Annotated in this window: 12 protein-coding genes; 4 read left to right on the forward strand and 8 right to left on the reverse strand. The window is 42.2% G+C overall.

Going from position 1 to position 14,836, the window contains the following annotated elements; translation table 11 throughout:
- The 3 genes from RBH88_RS09645 to RBH88_RS09655 are packed head-to-tail and all read left to right on the forward strand — an operon-like array spanning position 1 to position 2,732.
- On the forward strand, positions 1 to 1,071 hold the full coding sequence (locus RBH88_RS09645) for an ABC transporter permease (protein WP_213689907.1): 1,071 nt from the start codon (positions 1 to 3) through the stop codon (positions 1,069 to 1,071).
- Positions 1,072 to 1,073: 2 nt separating this feature from the next.
- Positions 1,074 to 2,003, forward strand: a complete 930-nt coding sequence (locus RBH88_RS09650; protein ID WP_213689908.1) for an ABC transporter permease — start codon at positions 1,074 to 1,076, stop codon at positions 2,001 to 2,003.
- Positions 2,004 to 2,024: 21 nt separating this feature from the next.
- Positions 2,025 to 2,732: a DUF554 domain-containing protein gene (locus RBH88_RS09655; RefSeq protein ID WP_213689909.1), complete on the forward strand. Its 708-nt coding sequence runs from the start codon at positions 2,025 to 2,027 to the stop codon at positions 2,730 to 2,732.
- On the opposite strand, the gene RBH88_RS09660 is transcribed toward RBH88_RS09655, so the two are convergent.
- The 8 genes from RBH88_RS09660 to glgB all read right to left on the reverse strand — a co-directional run bounded on the left by RBH88_RS09660 (position 2,729) and on the right by glgB (position 13,221).
- Positions 2,729 to 3,475: a M15 family metallopeptidase gene (locus tag RBH88_RS09660; RefSeq protein ID WP_213689910.1), complete on the reverse strand. Its 747-nt coding sequence runs from the start codon at positions 3,473 to 3,475 to the stop codon at positions 2,729 to 2,731. The two genes, RBH88_RS09655 and RBH88_RS09660, sit on opposite strands and share 4 nt — an antisense overlap.
- Positions 3,476 to 3,496: 21 nt before the next feature.
- On the reverse strand, positions 3,497 to 4,789 hold the full coding sequence (locus RBH88_RS09665; protein WP_213689911.1) for a TRAP transporter large permease: 1,293 nt from the start codon (positions 4,787 to 4,789) through the stop codon (positions 3,497 to 3,499).
- A complete protein-coding gene (locus RBH88_RS09670) occupies positions 4,789 to 5,295 on the reverse strand; it encodes a TRAP transporter small permease (RefSeq protein WP_213689912.1) in 507 nt (168 codons plus the stop codon). The genes RBH88_RS09665 and RBH88_RS09670 overlap by 1 nt, the downstream gene beginning before the upstream one ends.
- Before the next feature lie 24 nt (positions 5,296 to 5,319).
- Positions 5,320 to 6,363, reverse strand: a complete 1,044-nt coding sequence (gene dctP, locus RBH88_RS09675) for a TRAP transporter substrate-binding protein DctP (protein ID WP_213689913.1) — start codon at positions 6,361 to 6,363, stop codon at positions 5,320 to 5,322.
- 71 nt (positions 6,364 to 6,434) lie between these two features.
- Positions 6,435 to 7,685: a glutamate-5-semialdehyde dehydrogenase gene (locus tag RBH88_RS09680; protein WP_213689972.1), complete on the reverse strand. Its 1,251-nt coding sequence runs from the start codon at positions 7,683 to 7,685 to the stop codon at positions 6,435 to 6,437.
- Between the two features lie 27 nt (positions 7,686 to 7,712).
- The gene (gene proB, locus RBH88_RS09685) at positions 7,713 to 8,837 is read right to left on the reverse strand and encodes a glutamate 5-kinase (protein WP_213689914.1); all 1,125 of its coding nucleotides are present in this window, start codon (positions 8,835 to 8,837) and stop codon (positions 7,713 to 7,715) included.
- Positions 8,838 to 8,933: 96 nt separating this feature from the next.
- On the reverse strand, positions 8,934 to 11,315 hold the full coding sequence (locus RBH88_RS09690) for a DUF3536 domain-containing protein (RefSeq protein ID WP_213689915.1): 2,382 nt from the start codon (positions 11,313 to 11,315) through the stop codon (positions 8,934 to 8,936).
- A gap of 1 nt (position 11,316) precedes the next feature.
- Positions 11,317 to 13,221 carry a 1,4-alpha-glucan branching protein GlgB gene (gene glgB / locus RBH88_RS09695; RefSeq protein ID WP_213689916.1) on the reverse strand — a complete coding sequence of 635 codons (1,905 nt, stop codon included), beginning with the start codon at positions 13,219 to 13,221 and terminating at the stop codon, positions 11,317 to 11,319.
- Positions 13,222 to 13,328: 107 nt separating this feature from the next.
- On the opposite strand from glgB, the gene malQ reads away from it, so the two are divergent.
- The gene (malQ, locus tag RBH88_RS09700) at positions 13,329 to 14,822 is read left to right on the forward strand and encodes a 4-alpha-glucanotransferase (RefSeq protein ID WP_213689917.1); all 1,494 of its coding nucleotides are present in this window, start codon (positions 13,329 to 13,331) and stop codon (positions 14,820 to 14,822) included.
- The last annotated feature ends 14 nt before the right edge of the window (positions 14,823 to 14,836 follow it).

Here is a 14,836-nt window from a genome sequence, read left to right on the forward strand (position 1 = left end):
ATGAAATATTTAAAGGTTGAAAAACGTCTTGTTACACCAGTTTGGTTTTCTGGCGTCATTCCTATTTTTGCTATTATTTTGGCACTCCTGACAGGTGCCGTTTTTTTAAATTTTATGGGTGTCTCTCCTGTAAAAGCATATCTTTCAATGTTCAAAGCGTCCCTTGGTGATGCCTACGGCCTAACAGAAACAATTGTAAAGGCTATTCCCCTGGCCATGGCAGGTGTAGCCGTAGCTCTTTCGTTTAAAATGCTTATCTGGAATATTGGCGCAGAGGGACAAATCTTTATGGGATCTCTGGCTACGGCTGCGGCTGTTCGCTATTTTTTTGTCGATCAGCCCTTCATTATGTTCTGGATCATGTTTATCTCAGCCTCAGTTGCAGGTGGACTCTGGGCCGCTTTTGCTGGCTATCTGAAAGCGCGTTGGAATGTCAATGAAATAATCACAACCCTCATGCTCAACTACATTGCACTCCATCTCATTGATTTCTTTGTTTACGGCCCCTGGAGAGATCCCGCCAGTCTTGGTTTCCCAATGACAGCACCCTTTCCAGATGCCGCCAGATTGCCTCTTTTCGGCGATACACGTATTCATCTTGGTCTGTTTATTGCCATCTTTCTCGCGATCTTTTTCTGGGCTCTTCTCAAATGGACACGATGGGGATATGAGATTCGAGTCATTGGAGAAAATCCTCGCGCCGCGACTTTTGCCGGAATAAACTATTTACGCAATGCAGTCATCATCATGTTTATATCGGGAGCAATTGCAGGTCTTGCCGGAATGTGTGAAATTGCAGGATTACAAGGTCGTCTTCAGCATGCAGCTTCTGCTGGATACGGTTATACGGCTATTATTGTCGCTTGGCTAGGGCGTCTCAATCCTTTAGCCGTCCTCTTTGTTGCTTTTATTATAGGATCTCTTCTGGTAGGAGGAGATACGTTGCAAATTGTTATGCGCTTGCCTCTGTCTAGTATTCTAGTGCTTCAGGGCCTGCTTCTCTTCTTTGTTCTTGGAGGAGAATTTTTCAGAAGATATCGTATTCGTTTTATCAAGAGGGGAGATAACTAGCTATGGAAATTCTTATTCCTATTCTTGCTGCTGCCGTAAGAAGCGGTACGCCAATCCTCTATGCTACATTAGGAGAAATTATTACAGAAAAAGCAGGCATCTTGAACCTCGGTCTTGAAGGAATAATGCTTGTTGGCGCCTACACGGGATTTTCCGTCACATATAAGACAGGAAACCCGTGGATCGGTGTAATAGCAGCTTTTATCATTGGAACTATGATGGCTACTATACACGCCTTTATTTCAATCACATTAAAGGGGAACCAGGTAGTCAGCGGATTAGCTTTGACTATGTTTGGAACAGGAGCAAGCTCTCTATTAGGTCGATCATATATTGGCTTTACTATTAAGGGACTCAATAAAATTCCATTACCCCTTCTTTCAGATATTCCTATTCTAGGGCCGGTTTTATTCAATAATGATGCCCTTATCTATGTTTCATTTGTATTGGTCGTTATCTTATATATGTTTTTTGTCCGCACTCGAAATGGTCTTTATCTTCGTGCTGTAGGGGATAATCCACGAGCAGCAGATGCCATGGGAATAAACGTAGACAGAACTCGCTATATCTACACCCTTATTGGAGGAGGAATTGTAGCAATAGGTGGAGCCTATATGTCTATCGCCTACACCAAGATGTGGGCAGAACTTATGACAGCTGGTCGTGGCTGGATTGCCGTAGCCCTCGTCATTTTTGCTATTTGGAATCCTTTCCGGGCTGCATTGGGAGCGTACCTTTTCGGAGGTGTAGAGGCGTTTCAACTTCGCCTTCAGGCGGCAGGAACAAGCATTCCAACCCCTCTTCTCATGATGTTGCCTTATATTTTGACTATTTCAGTTCTTTTTTTCATTTCGGTGAGCCAAGGGAAGGGTATCCTTTTTGGAGCCCCGTCTTCTCTCGGTCAGCCATTTTTTAGAGAAGAAAGAGATTAGAGAGTACGAGGGGGTCTGCTCATGAGCTTTTTTATTGGCGATATTCCAGCATCAGGAAGTATTGTAAACTGCGCTGCCGTTATTGTAGGTAGTTCTATTGGTTTGCTTTTTAGATCAAAGCTACCTCAACGTTTTATAGATATGGCCTTCCAAGTGTTGGGGCTTTTTACGCTGTTTCTTGGATTTTTAATGGCACAAAAAACATCCAATTTCCTTATTCTTATCTTCAGTATGGTTGGAGGAGCCATCATTGGTGAAGCCCTCGATCTTGACGGTCGTTTTGCCCGTTTTTCTGATGGAATCAGCCAAAAATTCAAATCGAGCGGCCCAACCTTTGCCGAAGGATTTCTCACCGCAACCCTTCTTTTCTGCATGGGATCTATGGCTATCCTCGGCGCTATAGAAGAAGGACTGGGAAATTACCCGAATCTGCTTATAGCAAAGTCGCTTCTTGATGGGATTTCCTCCCTTGCCTTAGCAACATCCTTGGGCGGAGGCGTGCTAATCGCAGCCTTTCCTGTTCTTCTTTACCAGGGAAGTATTACTCTTCTTGCCAGCACGTTACAACCTATTCTTTCTGAGGGCGTCATAAACGAAATTTCAGCAGCAGGGGGACTTATGCTTATCGCCCTTGGCCTCTCCATTCTTGAAATCAAACGCTTCAGAGTAACAAATATGCTGCCAGCCCTTATCCTTGCAGGGATTCTGGCTTCTTATTTTGTACACTAATTAAAGGAACGCCAACGCATCCAGGGCTGGGTCATTCCATAAAAAGCTATCTTTTGGTTAGAAAAGTATGCCCAGTTCTGGTTGCCATAATCATAGTGCCACCACTCTTCCGGATAGTTTGTAAACCCCGCCTCTTTCATGCAATGATATAAAAGACGGCGATTTTGTAAGGCAGTAAACCCCTTCTCATCAAGAGTTCCCCTTTGTATCATGACATTTTCGTAGTAACACGTAGCAGAACGAGGAGATGTTTCATCAAAGTTACTCCCCATATACAAAAGGCACCCTTCATCATCGACAATGCCAAGATCTACAGCCCCTCCTGTTAGATGGGGAGATGGTTTTCTCGGATCAACTGATGGCAAGGCCACGTACTGCGACACGAGTTTTGACAATTCTGTTTCGGTCATTTCGTTATGTAATTGTTTTATTTCTTCGTAATAGCTGTCATAAAGATGCTTCTGTATACTCAAAGACCGCCAACCATCAAAAATGACGAACTTAAATCCTGAAGGCAGCATGGCAACAGCCTCTCTTAAACGGAAAAAGGCACTCTCCCGAATAAAACACTCTGAAAGAGCATCAGGAACAGACTGGACGTAATATTGGGATCGAACAAGAATACGTTCTGGATAGAGGCTTAATGGAACAAGTTCTTCTCCGCTCTCTTCGATAGGGATACTTTGAATTTTTTCCCAAATCCAAACGGACGGAGAAGAAATAGGCGTTCCATATATATCCATTATGAATTCATCCCTCCTCCTTTACGACAAGTTCAATAGCCTTGGAATAGCTGTAGTTATGGGAGGAAAAGATATTATAAGAAAAAGCACAAGAAGGGCTACACCGATGAAAGGCCATATATACTTAAACACATCGCCTAACTTCACTCCTCCTACAGCTGCAACAATATAATTACACGCCCCCATTGGAGGCGTTATTAAAGCTATAGTCACATTAAGTGTCATGACAACACCAAAGTGAAGAGGATCGATGCCAGCCTTTTGGGCTAAAGGCGCAAAAATAGGAGTAAGCAGCGTCAACGTAGACACCTCTTCCATAAACATTCCAACAGGGAAAATAATTGCTGAAAGTAAAAGCATGAGAAGCCACGGACTCTCTATAAGCCCCGATTGTGTAATAAATCGTGCAAAATGCTGGGGGATTTGTTCCCATTTCAATATCCAGCCTATAACAGTGGCAGCTCCCATAATGAGGAAAATAGAGCTTGTAAGCCTCACTGTTTCATAAATGGTCTCACCCAAAATTCTGGCTGTCAGCTTTCTGGTATAAAAGAAACCTGCCAAAAGGCAGTAGGCAACTCCTAATGCGCCAGATTCCGTAGGAGTCACGATACCCGTTACAATACCTCCGATAATAATAAGAGGCGCAATGAGACCGACAAGGGAACGACGAAGAATCTCTTTGGCATTCTTGCGAACCTCGTTAAAGTCTGAAACTGCCATCTGATGTCGACGTGAGTAAAAATAATTCATCACCATAAAAGCCCCGCCAAGAACAATGCCGGGGAGAATTCCTGCTGCAAAAAGTCCCCCAATAGATGTATTGGTCATTGTGGCATAAATAATCATAAAAATACTCGGAGGTATAATAGGCCCAATGAGAGAGCTACTTGCTGTCAATCCCGCTGAATAGGCAGGAGAAAACCCATCCTTAACCATGGCAGGAATCAAAATAGAGCCAAGAGCAGAAGCATCTGCTGCCGCCGAACCATTGACTCCAGCTAAAATAATTCCACCAACGACATTGACATAGCCTAGGCCACCTCGCACAGAACCAACAATAAGACGACTAAAATCGAGAAGGCGATCTGTAAGTCCGGATCGGTTCATAAGAATCCCCGTCCATATGAAAAAAGGAATTGCCATAAGAGAAAAGATATCCATTCCTCCATAAAACTGCTGCGCTATTACTCGCAATAATGAATAATCACCAAGCAAGACTATTCCTAAAAACGAGGTCGTTAAAAGGGATAGATAAAGAGGAATGCCAAAAATCATCATGGCAAAAAAAACAATAAGCATAATAAAAACCATTACAACCGCTCCTCCTGCTTAAAGAAAGATCGAACAAATAGAAGAATGACTTCCGATAACAACAATGCAAAACCCACAGGAACAGAGAGAAGAGGAATTGTCTTAGGTATATTGAGAGCCAGAGTCTTCATCTTCCACATATTCAAGGCATTGACAGTTCCCAAATAGGTAACAAGAGAAAGAATCCCAACGGTGATAAAGAATTTTATCCAGAGAATACACCTTTGGATATGTCGAGAAAGCTTTGGCGTTACAAAGTCTATAACCATATGATCGCCATGACAAAGGGCTCCAGTCGCTCCCAACATTACAAGCCATACAAGGGAAAAACGAGCTACTTCTTCAGTCCATACAATAGAGCTTTTCAAGACATAACGCATAAAAATTCCTAACAAAATATCGGCGACATTAATAACGAGAAGCGCCCCAGCACTCCAGGCGCTGAGACGCTCAAAGAAATATATTAACTGATTCAGAGAAACAGCGGCTTTCGACCTTTCTCTCATATCATCAACCTTCAATTCCATTCATTATTTACTTGCTGCTGCATTGGCATTCTTGGCACATTCTAAAGCCAGGTCAAGCCACTCCTTGCTTACTTTAGTTTTCAACCACTCATGATAAGCTGGTAAAGCTTTTTCACGAAATGCGTTCATCTCTTCCTCATTTGGCGTATAAACCTGCATTCCATGATCTGAAAGGAATTGAACATCCTTTGAATCTTGTGCCTCAACAGCCTCTCTATTCATGGCATTTGCCTTTTTTGCAGCTTCTAGAACAATATGCTGATTTTCTTCTGACAAAGAATCAAAAAGATCACCATTAATAACAAGGAATTGATCAGAATACTGAATATTAGCTAATGTAAGGTGCTTCTGCACTTCGTACAAACTTCCCATTTTTATGTACATGGCGGGGTTCATCTGACCATCAACAACTCCTGTTTTTAAAGCCATATAGAGCTCCGTCCATGGGATGGGCGTTCCACTGGCACCGAAAGCTTTGTAGAGAGTGATCTGGCCTTCGTCCATTCCCCGAAACTTCAATCCTTCAAAATCCTGAGGAGAGCGAATTCCTCTCTTTGAATTAGTAAAAGCTAGGAATCCCCCTTCTTCTATAGCTTCAAGCAAAACAGCACCTGTTCTTTTTTTGAATTCCTCTTGTGCCTGTTTCCAAAAGCGACTCTGATCAAAAAAGATATGGGCAGCTTTATAAGAATTGAACATAAAGGGAACAGCGGTGGCATATATTTCGGGGAAGAGGGGTGCTATCCCTCCAAAAGAAGCGATATTGATGATTGGCTGGTTCATTCCCTCTCGAGCAAGAAGCTCCATTCGCTCTTCTTCGTTACCTAACTGGCTATCAGGATAAAGAGAAATCTTAAGTGATCCAGCGCTCTCTTCTTCAACCATTTTTTTAAAGTTTGTGGCAAATAAGTGTACTGCATTATTCTCTATGTCTGCAGGGCCGTTGTATGACATTTTTATTTCCTGAGCCCATGCCGGCAAAGAAAGACAAAGAATCAAAAGACAAACAGCAATAACGTGAAGAAATTTCACCTTCCCACGCAACATTCTTATCACTCTCCCCATAAATTGTCGTTTCTTTTCCAAATAATTGTACATTTAAAAGATAGGTCCTTCAACTATTCGCGAATCTGTCCATCACCATAGATAATAAATTTCGTTGAGGTTAGTTGCTCTACGCCCATAGGACCTCTCGCATGAAGTTTTTGTGTGCTAATGCCAATTTCTGCTCCGAAACCAAAAACTCCGCCATCAGTAAAGCGCGTCGAGGCATTGACATACACGGCAGCAGAATCAACTGCTCCCAGAAATTTCTGCGCATTGCTATAACTTTCGGTCAAAATGGCATCGCTATGTCCAGTACCATATGTTGCAATATGCTCAATAGCTTCATCAATACTTTCCACAACCTTTACAGCAAGAATAAGGTCGTTATACTCTGTCGCCCAATCCTCCTCTGTTGCGGAAATTGCACGCGAGTCTAGTTTGCATATAGCCTCATCCCCCCGTATTTCCACATTCTTCTCGTGGAGAGCTGCCGCAACTAGGGGAACAAAACGAGATGCAACATTGGCATGGATCAGCAAGGTTTCTACTGTATTACATGTAGATGGACGCTGGGTCTTCGCATTTATAACAATGGGGATAGCTTTCTCAAAATCAGCTGTTTCATCAATAAAAATATGACAATTGCCCATACCCGTCATAATAAAGGGGACCGTCGCATTTTCCTGCACAACTTTCTTTAAGCCTTTTCCACCACGTGGGATAAGCACGTCAAGATATTCATTCAATCGCATCAATTCCATTGTCGCTTCTCGATCAGGACTATCTATAAGATTAATAGCTCCTTGCGGAATTCCAGCCTTTACGGCAGCATCAGATATTATCTGAGCAATAATTCTGTTCGAATGAAGAGCCTCTTTTCCCCCGCGAAGAATCACACTGTTGCCAGCCTTAAGACAAAGCCCTGCAGCATCCGCCGTTACATTGGGACGAGATTCATAGATTATGCCTATCACCCCCAAAGGAACACGAACCCGACCTACACGAATTCCACTCTGTGCTGTCCACATCCCCAAGACTTCACCTATCGGGTCATGGAAGGCCGCTATTTCTTCAAGCCCCACAGCCATGGCTTCCACGCGCTTTTCATTGAGTGTTAGACGTTCGAGAAGAGCATAAGAAAGCCCAGCTTGACGCCCCTCTTCCAAATCCTTCTTATTTGCACATAATATCTCGCTGCAATGATCTCGAAGGGCTCCAGCCATGGCACATAATGCTTTATTTTTTTCTTCAGATGAAGCTGTTGCCAAAAAACGGGATGCTTTTTTAGCCTTTTTACCCATATCCCGAACATATTCAGACATCTTCTTCAATACTATTCCTCCTCCACTCTAGATCAAAGCTAAATTATTACGATGAACAATCTCGTCATAATCGGTATTTCCAAGAAGAGCTTCTATTTCATCAGTATGATGGCCGGCAATAATAGCAATTTCATCGGAGGAAAAATTAACCATTCCCCGAGCTATTTCCACTTTGCTACCATCAAAAATTGATACGACTTCACCTCGCGAAAAATTCCCCTCCACTGCAACAACACCTGATGGCAGGAGGCTTTTCCCTCTATTGCGAACTGCTTCAGCAGCGCCATCATCAACAACAATTCGTCCATGGGGAGTACTTCCGAAAGCAATCCACTGTTTTCGAGCCTGAACAGGCTCCCCAGAAGGAAGGAAAAGCGTTCCCAAATTTTCCCCATCCAAAAGACGACGTAAGATATTCGGCTCTTTATTATTTGCAATAATCATGGGGATACCTGAGGTCATAACAATTCGTGCTGCTGCGAGCTTAGTAAACATACCTCCACTGGAATGCTTGCTTCCCTTCGTACGGGAATGAGCCAATAATTCCTGAGAGACCTCCTCCACAACAGGAAGCAGGTGGGCCTCAGGATTGATTCTTGGATCATCGCTGAAAAGCCCATCTATATCAGAAAGGATAATTAAAAGATCTGCATCGATAAGACACGACACCATTGCTGAAAGAGTATCATTATCTCCAAATTTTATTTCGTCTACAGCGACAGTATCATTCTCATTAATAATGGGGACAACGGCAAAATCAAAGAGGGTCAATAAAGTGTGTCGAGCATTCAAATAGCGAAGACGATTAGAGAAGACGTCACGAGTCAACAAAACCTGAGCCACTGTCTTGCCGTATTCTGAAAAGAATTTTTCATACATGTGAACAAGCCGTCCCTGCCCGATAGCGGCAAGAGCCTGCTTCTCCGGCAAGGTTTTAGGCCTGTCTGGAAAATTGATTTTACCCACGCCAGCTCCAACCGCTCCCGAACTGATGAGACAAACGTCACGCCCGCTACTTTGCAAGTCTGAAATCTCCCTCGCTAAAGTCTCCATGCGAAGTAGATTTATTTTCCCCGTCGAGTGGGTTACAGTACTCGTTCCAACTTTTATAACAACACGTTTACACGACTTTAAACGTTCTCTTTGTACCATTCTTGATTCACCCTCCGCACAACTCTCCAAATTAACGATTACGTACAAGTGTAACACTTGATATAACTATAATTTATAGAACAAAAATTTAAATGTTTAAAGTCTCATATTAAGTAAATCTCCAACCGCTTTATATGCGGGGGTTTCAAAGATTAAAGGATCAAAAAGAGACGCATATACATTTTGTACCTTCCATAAATTAATATCCCAATGGTGACGACGAACAAACTCCAGCATTCTTTCCACCTTGGCCAATGAAGAAAATTGCAATTCCCTATCTGTCTGCTCAGCAAGATAGATCATTTCTCGCTCAAGACGCCCTCGAATATGGTGTTGCAACTCTGCCTCATTAATATCAACTCTCCACGAATGTGCTTGTGTAAGTCGCCTTTCTATTTGTTCCAAATCGGGATCGCCATCCCAAATAACTCTTTTGAGTTCTCCGTTCAAGACAACTTCAGCAGCACTCAGAAGCACGTCAGGCAAAGGCATTCGTATTAATCCCATAAAAGCAAGGAGGCTATCGTAATCACGAATAACACTCTTCAAATAATTTTCTATACGAGTAACATCTCTATCAATAATAGAGTGCATAATTCGCCGCTGTCCATCTTTAAAAAGATGTCGAAGTGAATAAGTGCGATGCCCGAAGAGTTCTACGAAAAATTTCTCTGTTTCTTGAGGAAATTTCTCTTGAAGAGATTCTTGCCATTGGAGCATGTCTTCCTGCCTCGCCGAAGCTCGAACGCCGCAAAGGACGTCGTGTCCTCCCCTATGGAATGCTGCGAAAAAGATTCTCTGTTTCTCACCTGTCACCATATGTAAAAGAGTGGCAACACCCAAAGAGAGACGTTCTCCTTTTTCTTTAAGAAGAACCTTCTTCTCGGCTTGTATTTGATAATTATAAAGAGAAAAAATATCTTCTTCCGCAACATCTTCTTCAAAAAGCGTCTTTACAGCATAATGGGCCGCAACTCGGAAAAAGTCAACATAAAAAGGAACCACAAAAATTTCAAAAATGACGCCACCATTTTTAAACTCTCGTACGTTACTTGGAGCTTTTTCGAGCAAAGACATAAAGTTGTTTTTTATACCTTTACCTGACAATTCTTCAAGCAACGATAGAGCATGATATGCATATAAAAGAACTTGAAGAGCCTCTATACCAGATATTTCATCGAAAAACCAACCACAGCTCGTATACATAAACATAGCGCTACGTTCCATCTCCAAAAGCTTTAACGCCCGTATTTGCTCTTCTGAAGAGAGCTCCCTTGGAGAAACAGCAGAGAAAAATTCTTGGCGAGATCCAGTTGAATTGCCCAGTAGACATTGCACATAGACATTTCTCGCCTGCCATGGGTCCGTAAAGAGAGAAGATGCGTCTTTTTCATAAAATTCATCTATTTTTTGCCGCAACCAATCCAAAGATTCTCTCAGCGGCTGCCTCCACTTCTGATGCCATCCTGGATGTAATCCACTATTACAGCCGCAATCCTCTTTCCATCGTTTTATGCCATGAACACAGCTCCATGATGTTTCGTCACGAATTTGTACTTCATATTGAGGCGGAAAGTTATCAAGATATTCTCCATATATGGTAAGTCGTGTATCTTCTCTTTGTTCCATGTAGTTCAAACACCAGGCAAGAGCCATATCTCCATATTTATGGTGATGGCCAAAGGTCTCCCCATCAGTAGCAACATGAGCAAGAGGTGCTTTTTCTTTCACTCTCTCTATTGACGAAAGAAATCTTTGAGCTAAAAGCTGGCCATTCTGTAAGAGGGAACCAAATGCAATGTCTCTTGCTAAAAAATCGTCGTAGAAAAAGAGAGCAATACTTCTTCCCGACGGAAGATGGCATAAATATGGATGCCATGTTTCAATAGGTTTTTGGCTAGTATCATGCCAATTCGTTTCGATTATACTTTTCCATCTTTTAGCCTGATGAGGGGCCAAAAGAGTAAATCGAATACCCTCAGCTGCCAGAACATCCAGAGTTTCCACATCAATAGCCGTTTCAGGAAGCCACATTCCCTCTGGGAAACGTCCAAAACGAGACGTAAAATCCTGAATACCCCAAACTACTTGAGTTACTTTATCTTTCATGGAGGCCAAAGGCATTATCATGTGGTTGTAAACTTGAGCAAGCGCAGGACCATGATTGGAAAATCTTTCTCTTCCTCTACGGTCTGCTTCTAGCAATCCTTCATATGTGTCATGGTCGTGTCGTTCCATCCACTGTAGTAAAGTAGGCCCTACATTAAAACTCATTCGCTCATAGTTCGAGATAATTTTAATTATTTTGCCGTCTTTGCCTAGAATTCTGGCAACCCTGTTCGGAGCATAACATTCGGCAGATATCCGTTCATTCCAATCATGCCAAGGAGCTGCTGACTCTTGCAACTCAATATCGCCAAGCCACGGATTTTCTCGTGGCGGTTGATAAAAATGTCCATGTACACATATATTTTTCATTTCACTCTTCCTCTTTTCTGAAGAAAAGAGCTCCAAAAGCAGGAAGAGTCAAAGAGAGGAAAGCGGAGTGTTCTTTCCAACGTTCAGGAATGGCTTCCTTTCCGCCGAAATTTCCCTCTCCTCTTCCTCCATACATTTCTCCATCGCTGTTAAGGAGCTCTCGCCAATATCCAGCAACAGGAACTCCGACACGATAGTTATAACGAACAACAGGAGTAAAGTTAAAAATGGCCAAAATCATATTCTCTTCTTCATCTTTCCGAATAAAGCCGACAATGCTTGCGCTGCTATCAGAACATGCAATCCATTGAAAACCTTGCTGTTTAAAATCATTAACATGCAATGCTTTTTCGCTAACATATATCTTATTGATATCATGCACCCATCGCTGAACTCCCTTATGAAAAGGCAAATCCAAAAGAGACCAATCTAAGGATTCCTCATGACTCCATTCTCTCCTTTGCGCAAAGTCATCTCCCATAAAAATTAATTTCTTCCCTGGATGGGCATACATATATCCCAAAAGCAAACGTAGCTGCGAAAATTTTTCTTCGAGATTTCCAGGCATTTTTTCAAGCAACGATCTTTTTCCGTAGACAACTTCATCATGAGAAAAGGGAAGAATATAATTTTCAGAGAAGGCATACATCAGGCTAAAGGTCAGGTCATTTTGATGGTATTGTCTATAAAAGGGATCTTTCTTCATATATTCCAAAATATCGTGCATCCAGCCCATATTCCACTTCATTCCGAAACCCAATCCTCCTGCATAGGGTGGACGAGTTACAAGAGGCCATGCCGTAGATTCTTCAGCAATAGTCAAAGTGTCAGGGAAATAGAGATAAATTGCTTCATTAAGACGACGTAAAAAGGAGACAGCCTCCATATTTTCACGCCCCCCATATTGGTTGGGAATCCACTCTCCGTCATTTTTCGCATAATCGAGATAGAGCATAGAGGCAACGCCATCGAGACGAAGTCCATCTACATGGTAATAATCAATCCAGAAAAGAGCGCTGTTAATGAGAAATTCCTGCACTTCAGTTCGACCGTAGTTAAAAATATAGCTTCTCCACTCTGGATGAATTTTCTGTCGAGGGTCTGAATGTTCATATAAAGATGTTCCATCAAAATAGGCAAGACCATGAGCATCGGAAGGAAAATGAGAAGGAACCCAGTCGAGAAAAACAGCAATATCGGCCCTGTGCAGCATGTCTATAAGAAACATAAGATCTTGTGGAGCTCCATAACGCCTCGTGGGAGCGAAAAAACCCGTTACCTGATAGCCCCAGGATCCATAAAAAGGATGTTCCATAACAGGCATAAGCTCCACAGCCGTAAATCCCATTTTTTTTACGTAAGCAACCAAAGGATCTGCAATATCTCTATACGAAAACCACTCTCCTTTTTTTCTCATCCAAGAACCTAAATGGACTTCGTATAAAGAAAGGGGGGAAGAAAACCAATTGATTGTTTTTCTTTTCTCCAGCCACTCAGTATCTTCCCATTCGTAATTGAGGGATGTAATAACTGATGCCGTTTTAGGAGGCTTTTCACACATAAAGGCAAAGGGATCTCCCTTATCAAAAATTTCTCCTTTCTTCGAACGGATATGATATTTATAAAAATCACCACAAGAAGCAGAAAAGACTACCCCTTCCCAAATGCCACTTTCATCCCATCTATTAGAGAGATGATCTGCCTCAGGATTCCAATTATTAAAATCTCCAATGACAGAAACTTCAGCAGCATTAGGAGCCCATACTGCAAAATATACCCCCTCGACACCATCTATAGACACGACGTGAGCTCCCATTTTTGTATAGAGTTTCAAATGGGTACCCTCTTTGAAAAGATAAGTATCAATATCTGAAAAAAGGGATAATGGTAAATCTTTGCCGCTCATAATTGTCCCCCTTGCAAAATAAATAAAATTATTTTTTAAATTATAACAATCTCTACCCTCTGTGGTGTAGAATGTCAATACTTAGAAAAAGAGAGAGGAGGGAAAATATGACAAGACATGGTGGAATTTTGCTGCCAGTTTTTTCTCTTCCATCTCCATGGGGCATTGGCGATGTGGGATCTCGTGCCAGGAACTTCGTAGATTGGCTTGCCCAGGCAGGCCAACACTATTGGCAAATGCTGCCCCTGACACATACAAAAGAAATCTTCGGGAATTCTCCTTATAGCAGTCTCTCTGCCTTCGCATGTTCTCCCCTACTTGCAAGCATTGAAGATTTAATTGATGAAGGTTTGATCTACCCCAATGAAATTCCCCTCTTCAATGAAGAAAAGGTCGGCAAGGTGCACTATGGTCTGGCTGAAAAGCTGAAAATGCCTCTTTTGGAGAAAGCCTTTCAGCGCTTTATCCAACGGGCTAACATGGATCCCCTTTATCTTTTTTGGGAAGAACAGCGATGGTGGCTTAACGATTTTGCCCTTTTTATGGCTATTCGCCATAGAATAGAAGATGATCGATGGAACTTATGGCCAGCTTCCATCAGACAAAGAGAGAAGCAAACTTTAGATACGATCAGATCAGAAGAAAAAGAGTATATCCTTTTTACCGTATTTGTTCAGTATGTCGTATTTTCTCAATTTCAAAAATTACGTTCCTACTGTCGTTCCCGAAATGTTGAACTCATTGGAGATCTTCCCATATACGTAAGTTTTGAAAGTGCAGATGTATGGGGTTGTCCTGAAATGTTTCAACTGAATGCTGATATGACTCCCATCGCCGTATCAGGAGTTCCACCTGATTATTTCAGTTCTACGGGACAACGATGGGGGAATCCTCTATATCGATGGGATTACGCTCAAGATAATTCTTTTCATTGGTGGATAAAACGACTCGAACATGCGTTGCACTTTTTCGATCTGGTCCGCTTCGATCACTTTAGAGGATTTCTTGCCTACTGGAGTATCCCATATGAAGAGAAAACTGCTGTAAAGGGACATTGGGAAGAAGGCCCGAACGACAACTTTTTTTCCGCAATAAAAGAGAAATTCTCAACTATGCCCTTCATTGCCGAAAACCTGGGAATTATTACCCCTGACGTAACTGAAGCCATGAAAAGATACGATCTACCCGGGATGCTCGTTTTACTCTTTGCCTTTGATGAATCGATGCCTCGTAACCCATATATTCTGCATAATCATACTCCCAACAACTTCATATATACGGGAACACACGATAATAATACTGTAAAAGGTTGGTTTGACGAAGACTCCACCACCCAAGAAAAAGAAAGGCTAAGCACCTATACCAATACGCCTCTCAATCGCAACAACGTAACAACCGTTCTTACCCGGCTCGCCCTCATGTCTGTAGCTGACACAGCAATTATTCCTCTTCAGGATTATCTCAATCTGGGGAGCGAAGGAAGAATCAATACTCCATCAACAATAGAAGGGAACTGGCAATGGATGTTAACGGGAAAAGAATTAACAGATTCTCTGGCTGCATCTCTTCATTCCCTCATGACCGTTTATGGAAGGATATAAAGAAAGAAGGTGAT

The organism is Aminobacterium sp. MB27-C1, from assembly GCF_030908405.1.
Classification (GTDB): Bacteria; Synergistota; Synergistia; order Synergistales; family Aminobacteriaceae; genus Aminobacterium.